The sequence below is a fragment of the Pseudoalteromonas sp. HL-AS1 genome (genome assembly GCF_031198785.1).
Taxonomy (GTDB): Bacteria; Pseudomonadota; Gammaproteobacteria; order Enterobacterales; family Alteromonadaceae; genus Pseudoalteromonas; species Pseudoalteromonas distincta.
The window spans coordinates 2213246-2231416 of record NZ_CP133569.1 but is presented as its reverse complement, the minus strand read 5'-3'; the positions used below and the strand labels follow the sequence as shown (position 1 = coordinate 2231416).

The window sequence follows — 18171 nt, the reverse complement described above, 5'->3', positions numbered from 1 at the left end:
GGGGGCAGTATGAGCGAAAATGTATATCAATTTATAGACGTGCAGCGTGTAGACCCACGCAAAAAACCAATCTCGTCACGTAAAAAATCTTTCGTAGAAATTTACGAACCCTTTTCAGAGAATCAGGTTAACTCACAAGCTGATCGTTGTTTAGATTGTGGTAACCCGTATTGTGAGTGGAAGTGCCCAGTACATAACTACATTCCACAATGGTTAAAGTTAATACGCACAGGTCGTATTATAGAGGCAGCTGAGCTTTCTCATCGTACAAACAGTTTACCAGAAGTGTGTGGTCGCGTTTGCCCACAAGATCGCTTGTGTGAAGGCTCGTGTACATTAGATGAAGAGTTTGGTGCTGTAACAATTGGTAATATTGAGAAGTATATTACCGATGAGGCATTTAAAATGGGCTGGAAGCCTGATATGTCTTATGTAACATGGACCGACAAAAAAGTGGCTATTATTGGTGCGGGCCCAGCTGGTTTAGGGTGTGCTGATATTTTAGTTCGTAACGGCGTAAAACCAGTAGTGTTTGATCGTCACCCAGAAATTGGCGGACTACTCACGTTTGGTATTCCTTCTTTTAAACTTGAAAAAGAAGTGATGCAAAAGCGCCGTGAAATTTTCACTGAAATGGGCGTGGAGTTTAAGTTAAATGTTGAAGTAGGTGTTGATATTACGCTTGATCAAATTTTAGCTGATTACGACGCCGTATTTTTAGGAGTTGGTACGTATCAAAGTATGCGTGCAGGTCTTGAAAATGAAGATGCACCAGGTGTTCACGATGCACTCCCGTTTTTGATTGGTAACACTAACCGTGTAATGGGCTATGACGAGACTAAGCAGCCGTGTATTGATATGGCTAACCAAAAAGTCGTTGTACTTGGTGGTGGTGATACAGCGATGGACTGTGTGCGTACGTCTATTCGTCAAAATGCTGCAAAAGTAACGTGTGCTTATCGTCGTGATAAAGAAAATATGCCTGGTTCTAAACGTGAAGTTAAAAACGCCAAAGAAGAAGGCGTTATATTTACCTATAACGTTCAGCCTAAAGGCATTGTATTGAACGATAAAGGTAAAGTAACTGGCGTTAGAATGGTTAAAACTAAATTAGGCGAACCTGACGCAAATGGCAGAAGTCGTGCTGAAGAAGTACCTGGTTCAGAGCATGTGATAGAAGCTGACCAAGTTATTATGGCATTTGGTTTCCAGCCTCACAAAATGGATTGGTTAGAAAAATACGATGTAGAAATAAACCACTGGGGCGGCATTAATGCACCAGAACAGGGGGAATTTACACATCAAACAACGAACCCTAAAATATTTGCTGGTGGCGATATTGTGCGTGGTTCAGATTTAGTGGTAACCGCTATTTTTGAAGGACGTAATGCTGCAGAAGGTATTATGGATTACTTAAAAGTTTAGTTGTTCGTATTAATAAAATAAATAAGAAGCAAGCCAACTGGCTTGCTTTTTTTATTGTTTTATTCGAATGTAATGTCAACGTAGTTAGCCACAAACGGTATTATATTAATATCACCTGTAGCGTCAAAGACTTCGGCACTTTTACCAAATTGTTTTTGTTGCGCTAGGCGGAATTGTTCCTCTAGATACCGGTTTCTTGCAGTCGCTTGCGCTAATTTTTCAGCGTGCTCTGCCAGCAGCTTTTTAAGCAACGCCGGATCGTCTGGAAGGCAGTTAACATCAATATTCATCCTTCTATTTTATAATGCTTTTTACCGTAAACTAGCTTAATGCGATGGTTAATATTGATCCCGCGACGATCTAAATAATGCTAGCGTTTTCGATGTTGATTTGTTGATGCCCTATGACATCATACCCAGATAATAACCAGTGTAATTGTTGCTCGGTTAAGTTTAGGGTGTCGGCGCTGAGGTTTTTCGGCCATTTAAATTTGTGCTTATCGAGGCGTTTATACCACAGGGCAAAGCCTGTGTTATCCCAATACAATATCTTCAGCTTATCTCGGCTTTTATTACAAAAAACAAACACGGCACCGGATAGCACTGACAGTTCGAGTTCACTTTCAACAATGGCCGCTAAGCCATTAATGGATTTTCTGAAGTCGACAAACTGATTGCAAAGGTACACGTCGGGCACATCAATAAACATGTTCATGCTTGCAGCGCCTTTATTAAATTAGCCACCCATGTAGGCTCAGATGAGGTTGGTATAGTTAAATGAGTTTCACCATGAGATAACGTGATTGAGGCATTCACTTTATGGGAAATGGCTTTGTTTTGCACTTTCACCAATTTAGGTGCTTTTGCAGCGTCTTGTAACTTAGACCGATATTTATAAAAGTTTGAAGTGGGTAACATGTTTTCTTTACAAAATGCGACAATAGATAAGCCGCTGGTTTGTTGCTGCTCAATCAATTTTTGCCAGTCATTAAGGGTTCTTTTTTGCATAATACCTCCAGTAGAAACTGACGGTATTTTCAATTAATTAAATCCACTCTGCTAGGTGTCGTTGCTCGGACGCTCACGAAATAGTCGGGCTTTTTTACGTCTGCAGAAAAGTGAAATGCGCGCAATTAACACACACTCACATCAACCCCCATCACGTAGGTCGACGAGCGTAGCGGCTCCCGACACAAAGATAGTGTAGCATTTCACTGTGGCTCTCCACAGTTGTGGGCATTACGACATTCTACTGCGTAGCGCGCAGGCTACAAATTGTAGAGAGCCCGAGTAAAAATAGTCGGGCTTTTTTTACGTCTGTAGAAAAATGAAATATGCGCAATTAATGTATACCTACAGCAATGCCCATCTCGTAGGTCGGGCGAGCGCAGTGACTCCGGACGTTAATTTAATCTTTTTTACTTTCTATAAAAGCTAATTACTCTCATTTCCTTAGATAACAAATTTAATTTTGCTTTGTTACTGTCTTTGATTTAGGATCAAATCAGTTTAAAACCAAGAACTAACAGCCTGTGTATAGATTATTAATTAGCGCCATATCCATTTTATTTTGTTTTTCTGCGTCGGCAGTTGAAGTAACTGATCTATATCAAGATATTTTAAAAGTGGATGACAAAACACGAGATACTCGACTAGCTGCGAGTCGTAAAGCTTTGCTTAATGTTTTAGTGAAAGTAAGCGGTGATGAAACTGCGGATCAAAATAAATTAGCACAGCAACGTACTAAAGATATTTCTGATTATATGCTTAAGTTTGAATATGACGAGAGAGCAAATGGACAATTGAAACTCGTTGTTAAATTTGAAGCTCGAAAGATCAACGCGCTAATCAAAGAGTTAAACTTACCTTTATGGGGAGTACAACGTCCATTAGTCGCAATATGGTTAGGTATTGAAGACAATTGGCGCAGAGAATTGGTAACACAAGAAAGTTACCCGCAGTTAGAGCAGTTAATTTATGACAAAGCAGGGCGTCGTGGTTTACCTGTCGTTGTTCCATTACTTGATTTACAAGATCGACGTCTAGTAGGTATTCCTGAGGTGTGGGGTAACTTTTCAGAACCAGTAGAAGAGGCCTCTAGACGCTACAGCGCTGAGCGAAGTATTACAGCTAGAATGTATAAAGAAGCAGATAGCGAAAATTGGATTTTAGATTGGCGTTTTACTAATGATGATCAATTTGATTCAAATCGATTAACTGGTGATAAACAGCAAATAGTGAGCCAGATGATTGACACCTTAGCGCGAGGCCTTGCAAGCGAGTATGCAATTGATCCAAATGCTTATTATGAACAAGCAACTGCTACGCTCACGCTAAAGGGTACACAAAGTTTTGTTGACGTAGAATTAGCGAAACGAAGATTATTGAGCCTGAGTGTTGTTACACAAGTCAAAATTGTTCGTAAAACACCGGAATTTGTTGAATTTAAACTAAACCATACTGGTAACTTGAGTGATCTTAAAAAAGGGTTAGGGCTAGACTCTTCATTTAAAGATTATGAGGATCCACGCGCATTTTATCATGTTGTTGATAAAAATAGCTTAGAGTATCAATGGGTAACACCATAATGCTAATGTCTGAGCCGATGCAAATGGCACTACCGGTTACTTTACCGGATGACGAAACATTTGCATCGTATTTTGGGGGAGAAGACTCTTTGGAGGTTAATCACCTAAAAGATAGCTTTTCCAAATTAGCAAAAACGTTTCAGTATACATACCTATGTGGTTTAGGTGATTCGGGCAAGTCTCACCTTTTATATGCAACCTGCATAAAAGCACAAGAGCGTGGCTTATCTAATATGCTGCTGTCTATGCGCGAAGTAATTGACTTTGGACCTATGGTATTAGACGGTTTAGAAGCGCTTGATGTTCTATGTATTGATGACGTGCATTTAGTTGCTGGGAATGATGCGTGGGAAAAAGCACTATTTAACTTTTTTAACCGATTTAACGAACCCGGTAAAATGTTAGTAGTAACTGCTGATTTACTTCCTAGCATGCTCAATATATCTCTGCCTGATTTAGAGTCTCGTTTAACGTGGGGAACAACCTTTCAAATTCGTTCTATGAGTGATGACGATAAAGCACAAGCACTTGTTAAGCGCGCTCACATGCGCGGCCTTGAATTAAGTGATGAGTGTGCACGCTTTTTATTAACCCGTTTAAGCCGTGATATGCGAGCTTTATTAGATGTACTCGACAAATTAGATCATGCATCTATGGCTGCACAGCGAAAATTAACTATTCCTTTTATAAAATCAACGTTAAAGCTGTAGTAGGTCTAGAATCTAGACCCTGCTTTCAGTTATCATAAGCTATTATCAGAGCGTGTTTACCTTTCCTGATTGGAATTTGTTTAACTTAAGGGTGCTTTAATCGCGTCGTGAGGACATTAGCATAGTTTTTATATGCAATACCCGAACAACAAAGAGAGTAGCCACAAGATAAACACTTCGAACAACATGCGTTTGGTCTTTATTTAGGGTTATTGCATGACTTATGTAGGAAACTACAGCCCAATGCTTAACCTTATTTAATAGCCAACCACACAGTTGAAAAGCAATCTTGAAAGGCCAACACGCTCTTAAGCAATCACCTTCTGTGAAAGATCAGGTATCGAATGAACTTAGAAAACATATTAGCGCAAGCACTTGAGGCGGTAGCCAGTGCCAGTGAAATAGCGCAGTTAGAAGATATCAGGGTTAATTACCTTGGTAAAAAAGGCGAAATCACTAGCTTACTTAAAACGTTAGGTAAAATAGCACCTGAAGAACGTAAAGAAGCAGGCCAAGTTATAAACCAAGCTAAACAAGATGTGCAAGTTGCTATTAACGAAAAGCGTGAATTGCTTGCAAGTAAAGCACTTGAAGAAAAGCTAGCTGCTGAAACTATAGATGTAACTCTACCAGGGCGTGTTATGCCTACCGGCGGTTTACACCCAGTTACGCGCACTATTGAGCGTATAGAAAGCTTTTTTGGTGAGTTAGGTTTTGAAGTTAAATCTGGTCCAGAAATCGAAGACGATTTTCATAACTTTGATGCGCTAAATATCCCTGAGCATCATCCAGCACGTGCTGATCACGATACCTTTTATTTCAATCCTAAATTAGTACTACGCACACAAACCAGTGGCGTGCAAATTCGTACTATGGAAACTGAGCAGCCACCACTGCGCATTATTTCACCTGGACGTGTATACCGTAATGATTACGACCAAACACATACACCAATGTTCCACCAGGTTGAAGGTTTAATGGTTGATACCGATGTTAGCTTTACTGAGTTGAAAGGTATTTTGCATGATTTTTTACGTAACTTCTTTGAAGAAGATATGGAAATTCGTTTCCGTCCTTCATTCTTCCCGTTTACAGAACCTTCAGCTGAAGTAGATGTTATGGGTAAAGACGGTAAGTGGTTAGAAGTACTAGGCTGCGGCATGGTACATCCTAATGTACTTAAGTCTGTGGGCATTGACCCAGAAAAATACACCGGCTTTGCCTTTGGCATGGGTGTAGAGCGTTTAACTATGTTGCGCTATGGCGTAAACGATTTGCGTGCATTTTTCGAAAATGACTTAAAATTCCTGAACCAGTTCCGTTAAGAGTGAAACAATAAAATGAAATTTAGTGAAAAGTGGTTAAGAGAGTGGGTTAATCCTGCTATTGATACGCAAGCTCTTTCGGAACAGCTTTCAATGGCTGGTTTAGAAGTTGATGGTGTTGAGCCTGCTGCTGCCAAATTTAATGGCGTAGTTGTTGGTGAAGTTGTTGAATGTGGTCAACACCCTGATGCAGATAAACTTCGTGTTACCAAAATTAACGTAGGTGGCGATGAGCTACTTGATATCGTGTGTGGTGCACCAAATTGTCGTTTAGGTATTAAAGTTGCTGTTGCAACTGTGGGCGCTGTACTTCCTGGTGACTTTAAAATTAAAAAAGCCAAACTACGCGGCCAACCTTCAAACGGAATGCTATGTGCTTTTGTTGAGCTAGGTATTAGCGAAGAAGGCGACGGCATTATGGAATTGCCAAGCGATGCACCAGTAGGCACTGATTTACGTGACTACCTAGGTCTTGATGATAATATTATTGATGTTGATTTAACACCAAACCGTGGTGACTGCTTAGGTATAAAAGGTCTAGCACGCGAAGTAGGTGTTTTAAATAGCATTGACGTAAATGTATTAGATATCCCAGCGGTTACGCCAACAATTGATGACAAAGTATCAATTGAGCTAGTTAACGAAGATGCATGTCCTCGTTACCTTGGCCGTGTGATAAAGGACATTAACCTTGATGCTGAAACACCACTTTGGATGGTTGAAAAATTACGTCGTAGTGGCGTACGTTCTATCGATCCTGTAGTTGATGTTACTAACTATGTATTACTTGAACTTGGTCACCCAATGCACGCGTTTGATTTAAATGCGATTGAAGGTGGTATTAAAGTTCGTAGTGCAAACGCAGGCGAAGAACTTGTTTTATTAGATGGTAACACCGCTAAATTAAACGACACAACACTTGTGATAGCCGATCATAATAAAGCACTTGCAATTGCGGGTATTTTTGGTGGGGAGCAATCAGGTGTTACAGATAAAACATCTGATATATTACTTGAAAGCGCATTTTTTAATCCTGTAGCAATTGCAGGACAAGCACGTAGCTACGGTTTACACACTGATGCTTCACACCGTTATGAACGCGGTGTTGATTTTGCTCTACAACACGATGCAATGGAACGTGCAACAGCACTTCTTCTTGAAATTGTGGGTGGTCAAGCAGGTCCAGTAGTTGAAGCTGTTGCGGCTGATAAACTACCAAAAGTGACTGAAGTACGTCTTCGTCGTGCACGTTTAAACCGTGTTATTGGTCATCATATTGAAGATGCTAAAGTAACAGATATTCTTACGCGTTTAGGTCTTGATGTTAAAGTAGAAAATGAAAGCTGGAGTGCGGACGTACCAAGCTACCGTTTTGATATTCGCATCGAAGAAGATTTAATTGAAGAAGTAGCACGTGTTTACGGTTACAACAGCATTCCAAATGTTGCACCAACTGCAAAACTTAAAATGACGACACATAACGAAGCAACTATTGCGCTTAGCAAGTTCCGCAATACGTTAGTGACTCGTGGTTACCAAGAAGCAATTACGTACAGCTTTGTAGACCCTAAAGTACAAGCTATTTTACACCCAGAGTGTAAAGCAATGGTATTACCGCATCCTATTTCAATTGAAATGTCAGCAATGCGTGTAAGTTTAATGCCGGGTTTATTAGCGTCTGTAGCGTATAACCAAAATCGCCAACAGCCTCGTATTCGTTTATTCGAACATGGTCTTAAATTTATAAGCGACGAAAGTGCAGAAAATGGTGTTTACCAAGTACCGGTTATTGGCGGTGTTATTACGGGTCTTGTAAATGGTGAACATTGGGTTGAAGAAAAACGCAATGTTGATTTTTACGATTTAAAAGGTGATGTTGAAGCCTTACTTGCAATTACCAATGACATTACTCGCTTTGAAATTAAAGCCGAGCAGTCAGATGGACTTCACCCTGGTCAATCAGCAGTAATATATGTTGATGGTAAAAAGGTTGGTTTTTTTGGTGCTTTACATCCTCAAGCTCAAAAGTCGTTAGATATCAACAACGCAACTTTTGTTTTTGAAATTGAAATGTCAGCAATAGAAAAAAGAAATTTACCGCAAGCCGAAGGGGTGTCTAAATTCCCTTCAAATCGCCGCGACATCGCGATTTTAGTGGCAGACAGCGTTAAATCTGGCGACATTTTAAGCGTGATCGAAAAAGTTGGCGGAAATCAATTGGTTGACCTAAACTTATTCGATGTGTATAAGGGCAAAGGTATTGAGCCAAATTATAAGAGTTTGGCGATTGCTCTAACACTGCAAGCGGTTGATAGAACACTCGAAGAGAAAGATATCAATCTAGTAGTTGATAACGTGGTGGCCGAATTGGCCGAACAGTTTAATGCATCGTTGAGGGACTAGATATGGCGCTTACTAAAGCCGACATAGCTGAACACCTATTTGAAAAGCTCGGGATCAATAAAAAAGATGCCAAAGATTTAGTTGAAGCGTTTTTTGAAGAAATCCGCTCAGCGCTAGAAAAAGGCGAGCAGGTTAAGCTCTCTGGATTTGGTAACTTTGATCTTCGAGACAAAAAAGAAAGACCAGGCCGCAATCCGAAAACAGGCGAAGATATTCCTATTTCGGCACGTCGCGTGGTGACTTTTCGACCAGGTCAAAAGCTTAAAACCCGCGTAGAGGTGGGCACAAGCAAAGCAAAATAAAAAAAGGCAGCGTAAGCTGCCTTTTTTATTGTCTAAAATAACTCCGCTCTAGCGGAGTTATTTAGTTGTACCGTTAGAAAACTTTTTTAAAACTCTCGAGGAGATACAAAATCACCTGCCATTATTTGCTGAAATGTTTGCTCTGCAAGTACATCTAGGCTGTCTAAGCTTTTACCATTCGTTATTAATTGCTGCTCAATTTCAAACACGTCAATATTTTCAATCCCCGACATTTGCGCTACTTTAGAAAATATATATGCATGCTTAAATTTATCATGTTTATAAAAAAGACTAATAAGTGATGTATACACTTCAGGATTCGGTACGTTGTCTTTTTTATTGAGTTCTAAAGTCTTATAAAGCAAATCGATGGTTTTTTCATCATCAAATTTAATATAGTATGATGCTAGAAAAAATTGCATTTCGGCACTTTGCGTTACACTTTTGTCATTTTCTATCGCTAATAATTTAGTCAGTGCACTTTGGTTATTATTTCGTGACCATTGGTAGTAGAGCAAACCTGGATGGTTTGTATTTTGGGTATCTTGATATAAGCGAGTCATTTCTTTAATGCTCGTTAATTGACCGTCAATACGTGACGTTTTTTTAGCTTTTAACTTAATATGTTCAATTTTAGCGGCCACAGTTATACATTGGTTATAGGATTCAAAGTCCTTGAGTAATTGGTATTTATTTTCATCAGTAGGGTCTTTGTATTCTATGTAACGTTTGATAATCACATCAGAACGCTCATCCTTGCAGTGGCTGTCTTTGTTTAAGTCGCTACAAAAGCCAGGTGTTTCTTTGCACACTTGTGCGAGTGTCAACGGTTCTTCACACCCTGTCAACGTTAGCAAACCCAATAGTACACTTGCTTTTTTAAGCATCCCTTAACCCCAAATGAATATCTACCTTGCTATTCTAACGCAATCATTTAACGCCTAACAGTAGAGAATAACTTCAGATTAAATTAGAATAGCCCTGCCTGAAGTGCATTACTCTCAAAATATAGTGCATTTTTAAAGGCTATCCGTTCAAAATGATAAACTTAGGTAAATAAAATGACCTCATCTCACGAGTTAGAATACACAAATAGTTGGCAAGAGCGCCAAGATTACGCAGAAAGCATGCAACCAATCATTGGTAAACTTTACCGTAATCGTGGTATCGAAATCGCTGTATATGGCCGTCCTCTCGTAAATGCCAGTACTATTGATATTATCAAATCTCACAAAACCGTTGCTCAGTTTGAAGGCACTAAATTACGTTTGCGCGAAAGCTTTCCATTTTTAGAAGCTATCAGCAAAATGGAATTAAACTCTGCGCGTATTGATATTGGTAAACTTGCATATAGCTATTTGTTCACAGAAGCAGCTAAAGGCCGCTCAGTAGAAGAATTTGTAAAAGATGAACTTGCAGAAATAGCTGACTTACCAGCGAAAGAACCACGCGATGTTGTATTGTATGGTTTTGGTCGTATTGGTCGTTTACTAGCGCGTTTATTAATTGAAAAATCAGGTCCATATGCAGATTTACGTTTGCGCGCTATTGTTGTGCGTGGCGGTAAAGATGGGGATCTTGAAAAGCGCGCAAGCTTACTGCGTCGTGATTCAATTCACGGTCCTTTCAATGGTTCAATCACTATTGATAAAGAGCGTAATGCAATTAAAGCTAACGGTAGCTACATTCAAGTTATTTACGCTAACTCTCCTAGCGAAATTGATTACACTCAATACGGTATCGACGATGCATTAATTGTTGATAACACCGGTATTTGGAAAGACGAAGCGGGCCTTGGCCAGCATCTAGAGTGTAAGGGCGCTGCAAAAGTATTATTAACAGCTCCTGCAAAAGGTAATATCAAAAACATCGTATATGGTGTTAATAACAAAGATATTTTACCTGAAGATAAAATCGTTTGTGCAGCAAGCTGTACAACTAATGCAATTACACCAACGCTTAAAGCACTAAACGATAAGTTTGGTATTAATAATGGTCATGTTGAAACTGTACACTCGTACACGAACGATCAAAACCTTATTGATAACTACCACAAAGCAGAGCGCCGTGGCCGTGCCGCAGCACTTAACATGGTAATTACTGAAACAGGGGCTGCAAAAGCGGTTTCAAAAGCATTACCAGAGCTTGAAGGCAAATTAACAGGTAACGCAATCCGCGTACCTACACCTAATGTGTCGCTAGCTATTTTAAATCTTAACTTAGCAACAAGCACATCAGTTGAAGAGCTAAACGCATTTTTACGCGATACTGCACTTCATTCAGACTTACGTGACCAAATTGATTACACCGCATCAACGGAAATTGTATCTACCGATTTAGTAGGTAGCCGTTACGCAGGTGTTGTTGATTCACAAGCAACGATTGTTGAAGATAACCGTATCGTTTTGTATGTATGGTACGACAATGAGTTTGGTTACAGCTGCCAAGTAGTTCGTTGTATGCGCGATATGGCCGAAGTGTCATTCCCAAGCTTACCTCGCTAATTTATTTGCAGTGACTTAAAAGCCAGCATGTTGCTGGCTTTTTTGGTCGTGTATTATTTTTAAAGTGTATGCCTTGTGATAGGCTTTAATTAAGAAAATGCACATTCGTTTTACTATTTACAAAATAATGTCAGTTCTGTGAATTAATAAACAGATAAACTTATTCAACCTAAAGGTTTTTCCATGAAAATCAGCAGCAATTTCGACAGTGGTAATATCAAAGTTATTGAAGCCACCGATCCTTTAAATATTCAATTAGAAATTAATAAAGATCACCAGTCTGAATTTTATCAGTGGTTTCACTTTCGTCTTGAAACAACACCTTACCAATTGCATAAGTTAAATATTAATGAGCTTGATAAATCAGCTTACCCAGATGGTTGGGAAGGGTATCAAGCTGTTGCATCATATGACCGTCAAACATGGTTTCGCGTACCATCAAGCTATGAAAATGGCACATTAAGCTTTGAAATTGAACCAGAGTGCGGCAGTGTTTATTTTGCTTACTTTGCACCATACAGTTACGACCGCCATTTAGATTTATTGTCTTGGGCACAAAGCCAAGGTGCTTGCCAATTAATAACGCTTGGTGAAACACTCGATGGCCGCGATATGAGTGTGCTTAAAATTGGTGAGCCAAGTGAAGATAAGAAAAACATCTGGATCACAGCACGTCAACATCCAGGTGAAACAATGGCAGAGTGGTATGTTGAAGGTCTACTGCACAAACTTCTTGATGACGAGGATCCACATGCAGCTGCGCTTCTATCAAAAGCAGTGTTTTACGTTGTGCCAAATATGAATCCAGATGGCAGCGCACGCGGACATCTTCGTACTAATGCTAAAGGCGTTAACTTAAACCGTGAATGGCAAACACCAAGTATGGAAAATAGCCCTGAGGTTTACTTAGTGCTTAATAAAATGCGCGAAGCTGGCTTAGATATGCACTTAGACATACACGGTGATGAAGCTATACCTTATAACTTTGTGGCAGGCAGTGAAGGTATTCCAAGTTACGATGCTCGTCTTAAAGGCCTTGAAGATAGCTTTAAAGCTGCGCTTTTGACTATTACTCCAGAGTTTCAAGATGAGCATGGCTATCCAAAAGATGAGCCAGGTCAAGCTAACCTTACGGTAGGTTCATCAGCTACTGCTGAAGAATTCAAAGCATTAACGTACACAATTGAAATGCCATTTAAAGACAACAACGATTTACCTGATCCAGACTATGGCTGGTCAGACCGTCGTTCTTATCAATTTGGTCAAGATACATTAGCGGCTATTGTTAATGTTGTTGATGATTTAAGATAAAACGCTTATCTAAAAGGGTATCAATAGTTTTGATACCCTTTTTGCTTTTAATAAAACCCTTTGTATAAAAAATAATAATCATATAGCAGCTTTATTCTTAAAACGTTTTCAACGCTTCTTCGCTGCGTATCATCACCGTATCGGTACAAATCAATCTACTTTCATTTAAATACTACAGATGTAGTGCCTTTTGCCAAGTGTGTAATTATATATTTTGAAAATTAAGTGTTAACAACCTTGGGGTACTTAAGTTAATATTAATTAAATCATGAGTCGGGGCGGAAGAGGTGAAATCTTATTTCGTAAAGCTTATGTAGCGTAGTAGCTAAAACAGAGTCTCGTAATTAAAAAATAATAAATATAACTATAGAGGATATCCATGGAAGCTTTTGTAAGCGCTGTTAATGATGTTGTTTGGAGTAATGCACTCATCTATTTATGCCTAGGCGCAGGCTTGTTTTATTCAGTACTAACTAGATTTGCTCAAGTTAGACATTTTAAAGAAATGTGTAAGTTATTATTTAGTCCTAACACGTCTGATAAAGGTATTTCATCTTTTCAAGCCCTTGCAGTATCGTTGTCTGGACGCGTAGGCGTTGGTAATATCGCAGGTGTGGCAGCAGCTATCGGTTTTGGTGGGCCAGGTGCTATTTTTTGGATGTGGGTTGTTGCTTTTCTAGGTGCAAGTACTGCTTACGCAGAATCAACTTTAGGCCAAATTTATAAAACAGAAGAAGACGGGCAATATCGTGGTGGCCCAGCCTATTATTTTGACCGTTGTTTAGGACAAAAATGGTTGGCTGTCTTATTTGCTGTTTCGGCAATTATTGCATGTGGTGTTTTTCTGCCTGGTGTACAAGCGAATGCGGTAGGTAATGCGTTTACCCAAGTATTTGGCGATGGCAATATGGTCTCGACTAGTTTTGGTGATGTAGGTAGCTTTAAGTTAGTCGCTTTGGCAATAATCCTTATTGTTTTAGCGTTTATTATTTTTGGCGGTATAAAACGTATTGCGAACTTTACGCAAATAGTAGTGCCATTTATGGCGCTTGGTTACATAGTACTGGCATTAATCGTGGTATTTTTAAATTTAGATAAAGTAGGCGATATATTCTATTTAATTATTAGTGATGCATTTACTGCGCAGGCCGGTTTTGGTGCCGCTATTGGTTGGGGCGTTAAGCGTGGTATATATTCTAATGAAGCAGGGCAAGGTAGTGGGCCTCATGCAGCCGCAGCAGCAGAGGTTGATCACCCTGCTCAACAGGGTTTAGTGCAAGCTTTCTCTGTTTATGTTGATACCATTTTTGTATGTACTGCAACAGCACTCATGATTTTAATAACGCAGCAATACAATGTTGTGGGTGAGTTACCAGCAGGGCAGTTCATTGTACAAAATGTTGATGCAGCGACTGAGGTCGGTTCAGCAGCCTTTACTCAAATGGCTTTATTTAGTGTATTTGGCAGCTTTGGACAAGCATTTGTCGGTATTGCATTATTCTTCTTTGCCTTTACAACAATACTCGCTTATTACTTTATTGCAGAAACTAATATTGCTTACTTAAATCGTTATTTTAAAGGCAATATCCCACTTGTCCTCGTGAAGTTCGTGATTATGTTTATGGTTGCATACGGTATGGTTAATAATTCAGGTTATATCTGGACTATTGGAGATATTGGCGTTGGTTTAATGGCCTGGATTAACATATTGGGTATCTTAGCTATTTTCTTTGTAGCTAAGCCTGCTTTACTATGTTTGAGCGATTACGAAGATCAGAAGAAAAAAGGTGGAAAAATCACATTTGACCCTGTCAAACTAGGTATTAAAAATGCCACTTTCTGGGAAAAACGTTTAGGGAAACAGTCAAAAGACACTGAGTAACTAAACTTAATGAGTAACTTGTTAGATTATCGTCTCTAAATCAGTTATTGGTTTGAATTCAAAAAAGACAACGAGAAATAAAACAAGTACAATAAAGGCGCCGAAAGGCGCTTTTTTTATGCGTAGTATGGAGAGAAGTATGGCGATCATTCGTTGCCCAAAATGTGCAAAATCAATTTCAGATAAACATAAGCAATGTCCGCATTGCGAAAGCAATATTGCAGAGCTAAACGACGAGCAAGTTTTACAACTTCAGCGCGAACAGCGAATTAAAAAAAAGCAGATGTTTATAAATCACTCCTTTTTAGCGCTTATCTTATTTTTAGGTGGTTTTTTCTGTTTGTACTTTTTACAACCGCAAGAAAAAACGCTTCAGTGGTATGCTTATACTGCGGCTATTGGCGTAGGGTGTATTTGGTATCTTATTAACCGTATTGTTTTAGTGACTCTAAAAAAGAAAAAATGACATGAATATCGACAATCTTGTACAAAATATTACTCCCGAATTATTCGAACGCTTGCAATACGGTGCGTCTACTGGAAAATGGCCAGACGGAACTGTTTTATCAGACGAGCAAAAGCAACAAACAGTGCAGTTGGTTATGTTGTATCAAGCAAAAGTGGCTCAATCAAATGAGCAATTTACGATTGGTGCTAATGGTGAAATGATCCAAAAGACAAAAGCTCAACTACAAAAAGAATTTAAATCAGACAACGAAATAGCTAGGTTTAGTGAACATGATCTTTAAGCACCTTTTTACACCGAAATGGAAACACCCTAAGCAACAAGTACGTCTTGATGCTATCGAAAAATTAAACATTGAACGTGATGCAACCATATTAAACACGTTAGCACTTGAAGATAGTTCAGCTGAAATACGCCGCAAAGCACTACAAAAAGTAAACGAGTTACCACTTTGGTGGAAAGCATATAAACAAGATCAAGCATTAAAAGATATCGCAGAGCTTCAAATATCTAATGCTGTTTTAAATAGCGAGAGTGCACTAACACCGCAAATTAAAAACGAATACATAGAGCGTTTTGCACCCGTTAAAACACTCGAAAAGTTAGCGTTTGCAGAAAAAGAACTGCAAGTACGCGTTAAATTATTAAAACGTTTAGCAAATCCAAAACTAGTAGAAAAAGCATTTAAAGAAGGTAGCGAAGAGCTACAAGCTCAATTAGTTGAACTTGTTATTACTCATCAATTAATTAAGCCATTAGTAAAGCATGCAAAGGGTGGTGCAAAAGCAGCACTTGAAACGCATATTGAAAATGAGCGTTTAGCAATTGAAATGCCACTACAGGTTGAAAGTGCAACACGTGTTATTTTAGCTAAGTTAAATGCCTTACGTGAAAAAACAGATTTTGGTGTTGTAAATCCACAAGCCGGCGAATTAATGGCCCAGTGGCAAGCACTTGAGCTTAAATGGCTAAGTGATGAGCGTGTTAAGCTTCTTGACGAAAAATATATTTCGATTACCACTAAGTTAGATGCACACATTGAACAGCTAAAAGCGGTACACGACAAAGAGCAGCAAAAATTAGCGCTACAACAGCGCCAATTGCTAGCGCTTGCAACTGTTGAAGCGTTAAGTGAAGAAATAGAAAACGCCTTACAGCTAGGCCTTGAAACACCAGAGCAAATTCAGCAAGATTGGCTTGATACAAAAGTAGCGCAAGCTAAGCAAGCTATTAGCGAAACAGAACTTGCTAATAATGCGCAATCTAAACTGGCTGTAAGCAAGTTAGAAAAACTATTTACTCAAGTTGCTAAGTTACCTGAGCTAACAACGGCTATTAAAGAGTACAAACTCGCTTTTGCAGCATTATGCGAAATTAAGCCAGCAGAAGATTTAGCACAATACGATGCAATTCTAACTGAATTTAATAATGGTTTTAAAGCAGCGCGTAGTCATTTGAATATTTTAGATAGCGCACTGCAAAGTACCTTTAAAACACAGTTAAATACGTATAAAAAGCAATTTTTAGCACCAATGAATGAGCTAGTTAAGCCACTTGAAAAAAACCAAAGCCAAGCAAAACGCAAAGCTCGTGATGTTAAACGCCTAATTGAAGAAGGTCGATTTAATGTTGCCTTTGGCGTGTTTAAAGGGTTTGAAGAGTTATTTAATACACTTACTGAGCAATATCAACAGCCGCTTGCAAACATAAAAGCGGAACTTGAAGCGCAACTTGCAGATGCTAAAGATTGGCAAAAATACGCTGCAGCACCAAAGCGTGAAGCTTTATTAGAAGAAGTAAGCGCATTAGTAAGTGAAGAGTGTACTGACCCACAACAACGTGCAGAGCAAGTAAAAGTGCTACGCAAACGTTGGAATGAGTTAGGTCGCTTAGATACAGATGAAGAAAAGCAACAAGGCGTACAGTTTGATGAAAAAATCGAGCTGTTATTTGCACCTTGTCGTAGTTACTTTGCAGAGCAAGAAGTACAACGCGAGGCCTCAAAAGCACAACGCGAAAGTATTATTAGCGACATGCACGCGCTTCATTTACAGCCTACGGCTGAGGATGACTTTGATTGGAAGCAATATGAAAGCCAATACAATCGTTTAAACAAAGCGTGGCGCAGTGTAGGTAAAGTTGATCCTAAAACATACCGTACACTAAACGATCGTTATAAAAGCGAGCAACAACAAGTACTGGCTTTATTAAACGCATTTCATAAAAGTAATGCCGTACTTAAAAATGAATTAGTAGAAAAAGCGCAGCAATTATCACAAAGTGATGATTTAGCCGCTGCGTGCCAAGAGTTGAAGCAAATGCAGCAGCAATGGCAAACAATTGGTTTTGCAGGTTTAAAAGCTGAAAATGCGTTATGGCAAAAGTTTCGTCAGTATAACGATGAAACATTTACTAAACGTAGTAGTGAATTTGAGCAGCAAAAACTTGATCAAAATGAGTCAGATAAACAAGCAGTTGCAGAACTTGCTGAGCTTGAAGCAGCACTTAGCGATGTAAATCAAAGAGCACAGTTGCACGACCTAGAAACAAAAGTGAAAGGGTACACGCAATTTAGATCGTTAGCGCCAAAAGTTACTAAGCTACTAGCAGCTATTGACGATAAACTTGCATTGCTTACAAGCAAATCAGAGCAAGCTAATCTAGATGCGTTAATTACAGCACTTGAAAACAATGAAGCGTTACCAAGTCAGTATCAAGCACCACTTAAAACAGCATTAAATACAGATCAACTTATTACGCGCATGGAAATATTAGCGAACGTAAGTTCAACTGATAAGTCACTTAGAATGGCAGAACAAGTAGCCATGTTAGATGACAAACATCGTGGCGAACATGCTGATTTAAACTATTATTTAAAACAGTTATTAGCGCTCAGTAGCGGTTCAGTTGAACCTGACACACTAACGCGACTTAAAGCGACACTTGCAGCTTAATACACTAGGGCGTGTTGACCTTTCGTGGTTGAATTTGCAGCAGACTGTTTGGTATTTAGGCAAGGCAGAGTCTATGTAGTGTGGTTATTTCCCATAAATAGGCGATAACGCAGCATAAATGCCAAACATGCGCTGCCCTTTGGGTTCTTTCTAGGGACGATTAACTCTTTGTTGCTCGGTTTTGACTTAGCCCGCTAGGTTACAAACCTCACGCCGCGATTAAATCGACCCTAGATTGAACAAATTTCAATCCACAAAGGTCAACACGCCCTAGAACCAGCGTAATATATGCTGGTTACTAT

Annotated in this window: 16 protein-coding genes; 12 read left to right on the top strand and 4 right to left on the bottom strand. The window is 39.2% G+C overall.

What is annotated here, in order from left to right:
* The first annotated feature begins 9 nt into the window (after nucleotides 1–9).
* The gene (locus RB214_RS10355; RefSeq protein WP_004335378.1) at nucleotides 10–1425 is read left to right on the top strand and encodes an FAD-dependent oxidoreductase; all 1416 of its coding nucleotides are present in this window, start codon (nucleotides 10–12) and stop codon (nucleotides 1423–1425) included.
* A gap of 59 nt (nucleotides 1426–1484) precedes the next feature.
* On the opposite strand, the gene RB214_RS10350 is transcribed toward RB214_RS10355, so the two are convergent.
* The 3 genes from RB214_RS10350 to RB214_RS10340 form a co-directional block, all read right to left on the bottom strand.
* On the bottom strand, nucleotides 1485–1715 hold the full coding sequence (locus RB214_RS10350) for a transposase (RefSeq protein ID WP_309166651.1): 231 nt from the start codon (nucleotides 1713–1715) through the stop codon (nucleotides 1485–1487).
* A gap of 70 nt (nucleotides 1716–1785) precedes the next feature.
* A complete protein-coding gene (gene tnpB / locus RB214_RS10345) occupies nucleotides 1786–2139 on the bottom strand; it encodes an IS66 family insertion sequence element accessory protein TnpB (RefSeq protein ID WP_024596033.1) in 354 nt (117 codons plus the stop codon).
* Entirely contained in the window at nucleotides 2136–2432 is a 297-nt protein-coding gene (locus RB214_RS10340; RefSeq protein WP_179808287.1) for a hypothetical protein, read from the bottom strand. The genes tnpB and RB214_RS10340 overlap by 4 nt, the downstream gene beginning before the upstream one ends.
* Before the next feature lie 524 nt (nucleotides 2433–2956).
* Between RB214_RS10340 and RB214_RS10335 the strand changes: the two genes are divergently transcribed.
* The 5 genes from RB214_RS10335 (at nucleotide 2957) to ihfA (ending at nucleotide 8752) form a co-directional block, all read left to right on the top strand.
* Entirely contained in the window at nucleotides 2957–4012 is a 1056-nt protein-coding gene (locus RB214_RS10335; protein ID WP_309166650.1) for a DUF2066 domain-containing protein, read from the top strand.
* Nucleotides 4012–4722: a DnaA regulatory inactivator Hda gene (gene hda, locus RB214_RS10330; RefSeq protein WP_002960693.1), complete on the top strand. Its 711-nt coding sequence runs from the start codon at nucleotides 4012–4014 to the stop codon at nucleotides 4720–4722. Before RB214_RS10335 ends, hda begins: the two co-directional genes overlap by 1 nt.
* 344 nt (nucleotides 4723–5066) lie before the next feature.
* Entirely contained in the window at nucleotides 5067–6047 is a 981-nt protein-coding gene (gene pheS, locus RB214_RS10325; RefSeq protein WP_039486289.1) for a phenylalanine--tRNA ligase subunit alpha, read from the top strand.
* Nucleotides 6048–6062: 15 nt separating this feature from the next.
* Nucleotides 6063–8450 carry a phenylalanine--tRNA ligase subunit beta gene (gene pheT, locus RB214_RS10320; protein ID WP_309166647.1) on the top strand — a complete coding sequence of 796 codons (2388 nt, stop codon included), beginning with the start codon at nucleotides 6063–6065 and terminating at the stop codon, nucleotides 8448–8450.
* Nucleotides 8451–8452: 2 nt separating this feature from the next.
* Entirely contained in the window at nucleotides 8453–8752 is a 300-nt protein-coding gene (gene ihfA / locus RB214_RS10315; RefSeq protein ID WP_002960690.1) for an integration host factor subunit alpha, read from the top strand.
* Nucleotides 8753–8838: 86 nt separating this feature from the next.
* On the opposite strand, the gene RB214_RS10310 is transcribed toward ihfA, so the two are convergent.
* Nucleotides 8839–9639 (bottom strand): DUF2989 domain-containing protein, encoded by an 801-nt coding sequence (locus RB214_RS10310; RefSeq protein WP_024605015.1) that lies wholly within the window; start codon nucleotides 9637–9639, stop codon nucleotides 8839–8841.
* 174 nt (nucleotides 9640–9813) lie between these two features.
* On the opposite strand from RB214_RS10310, the gene RB214_RS10305 reads away from it, so the two are divergent.
* The 6 genes from RB214_RS10305 to RB214_RS10280 all read left to right on the top strand — a co-directional run bounded on the left by RB214_RS10305 (nucleotide 9814) and on the right by RB214_RS10280 (nucleotide 17869).
* Nucleotides 9814–11256, top strand: a complete 1443-nt coding sequence (locus tag RB214_RS10305; RefSeq protein WP_024600455.1) for a glyceraldehyde-3-phosphate dehydrogenase — start codon at nucleotides 9814–9816, stop codon at nucleotides 11254–11256.
* Between the two features lie 183 nt (nucleotides 11257–11439).
* A complete protein-coding gene (locus RB214_RS10300) occupies nucleotides 11440–12567 on the top strand; it encodes a M14-type cytosolic carboxypeptidase (RefSeq protein ID WP_024600456.1) in 1128 nt (375 codons plus the stop codon).
* 379 nt (nucleotides 12568–12946) lie between these two features.
* A complete protein-coding gene (locus RB214_RS10295; protein ID WP_024600457.1) occupies nucleotides 12947–14449 on the top strand; it encodes a sodium:alanine symporter family protein in 1503 nt (500 codons plus the stop codon).
* A gap of 139 nt (nucleotides 14450–14588) precedes the next feature.
* Complete coding sequence (locus RB214_RS10290; RefSeq protein ID WP_007580349.1) at nucleotides 14589–14915, top strand: hypothetical protein; 327 nt, start codon at nucleotides 14589–14591, stop codon at nucleotides 14913–14915.
* A 1-nt stretch (nucleotide 14916) separates the two neighbouring features.
* Complete coding sequence (locus RB214_RS10285) at nucleotides 14917–15198, top strand: YeaC family protein (RefSeq protein ID WP_007378333.1); 282 nt, start codon at nucleotides 14917–14919, stop codon at nucleotides 15196–15198.
* Entirely contained in the window at nucleotides 15188–17869 is a 2682-nt protein-coding gene (locus RB214_RS10280; RefSeq protein WP_309166611.1) for a DUF349 domain-containing protein, read from the top strand. The genes RB214_RS10285 and RB214_RS10280 overlap by 11 nt, the downstream gene beginning before the upstream one ends.
* Nucleotides 17870–18171: the final 302 nt, after the last annotated feature.

What these genes read in the sequence shown, in the direction of transcription:
- RB214_RS10305 (WP_024600455.1), top strand. Translation starts at nt 9,814, where the DNA reads ATGACCTCATCTCACGAGTTAGAATACACAAATAGTTGGCAAGAGCGC.
- RB214_RS10310 (WP_024605015.1), bottom strand. Translation starts at nt 9,639, where the DNA reads ATGCTTAAAAAAGCAAGTGTACTATTGGGTTTGCTAACGTTGACAGGG.
- RB214_RS10300 (WP_024600456.1), top strand. Translation starts at nt 11,440, where the DNA reads ATGAAAATCAGCAGCAATTTCGACAGTGGTAATATCAAAGTTATTGAA.
- RB214_RS10285 (WP_007378333.1), top strand. Translation starts at nt 14,917, where the DNA reads ATGAATATCGACAATCTTGTACAAAATATTACTCCCGAATTATTCGAA.
- RB214_RS10280 (WP_309166611.1), top strand. Translation starts at nt 15,188, where the DNA reads ATGATCTTTAAGCACCTTTTTACACCGAAATGGAAACACCCTAAGCAA.
- hda (WP_002960693.1), top strand. Translation starts at nt 4,012, where the DNA reads ATGCTAATGTCTGAGCCGATGCAAATGGCACTACCGGTTACTTTACCG.
- ihfA (WP_002960690.1), top strand. Translation starts at nt 8,453, where the DNA reads ATGGCGCTTACTAAAGCCGACATAGCTGAACACCTATTTGAAAAGCTC.
- RB214_RS10295 (WP_024600457.1), top strand. Translation starts at nt 12,947, where the DNA reads ATGGAAGCTTTTGTAAGCGCTGTTAATGATGTTGTTTGGAGTAATGCA.
- pheS (WP_039486289.1), top strand. Translation starts at nt 5,067, where the DNA reads ATGAACTTAGAAAACATATTAGCGCAAGCACTTGAGGCGGTAGCCAGT.
- RB214_RS10350 (WP_309166651.1), bottom strand. Translation starts at nt 1,715, where the DNA reads ATGAATATTGATGTTAACTGCCTTCCAGACGATCCGGCGTTGCTTAAA.
- pheT (WP_309166647.1), top strand. Translation starts at nt 6,063, where the DNA reads ATGAAATTTAGTGAAAAGTGGTTAAGAGAGTGGGTTAATCCTGCTATT.
- RB214_RS10290 (WP_007580349.1), top strand. Translation starts at nt 14,589, where the DNA reads ATGGCGATCATTCGTTGCCCAAAATGTGCAAAATCAATTTCAGATAAA.
- RB214_RS10340 (WP_179808287.1), bottom strand. Translation starts at nt 2,432, where the DNA reads ATGCAAAAAAGAACCCTTAATGACTGGCAAAAATTGATTGAGCAGCAA.
- RB214_RS10355 (WP_004335378.1), top strand. Translation starts at nt 10, where the DNA reads ATGAGCGAAAATGTATATCAATTTATAGACGTGCAGCGTGTAGACCCA.
- tnpB (WP_024596033.1), bottom strand. Translation starts at nt 2,139, where the DNA reads ATGAACATGTTTATTGATGTGCCCGACGTGTACCTTTGCAATCAGTTT.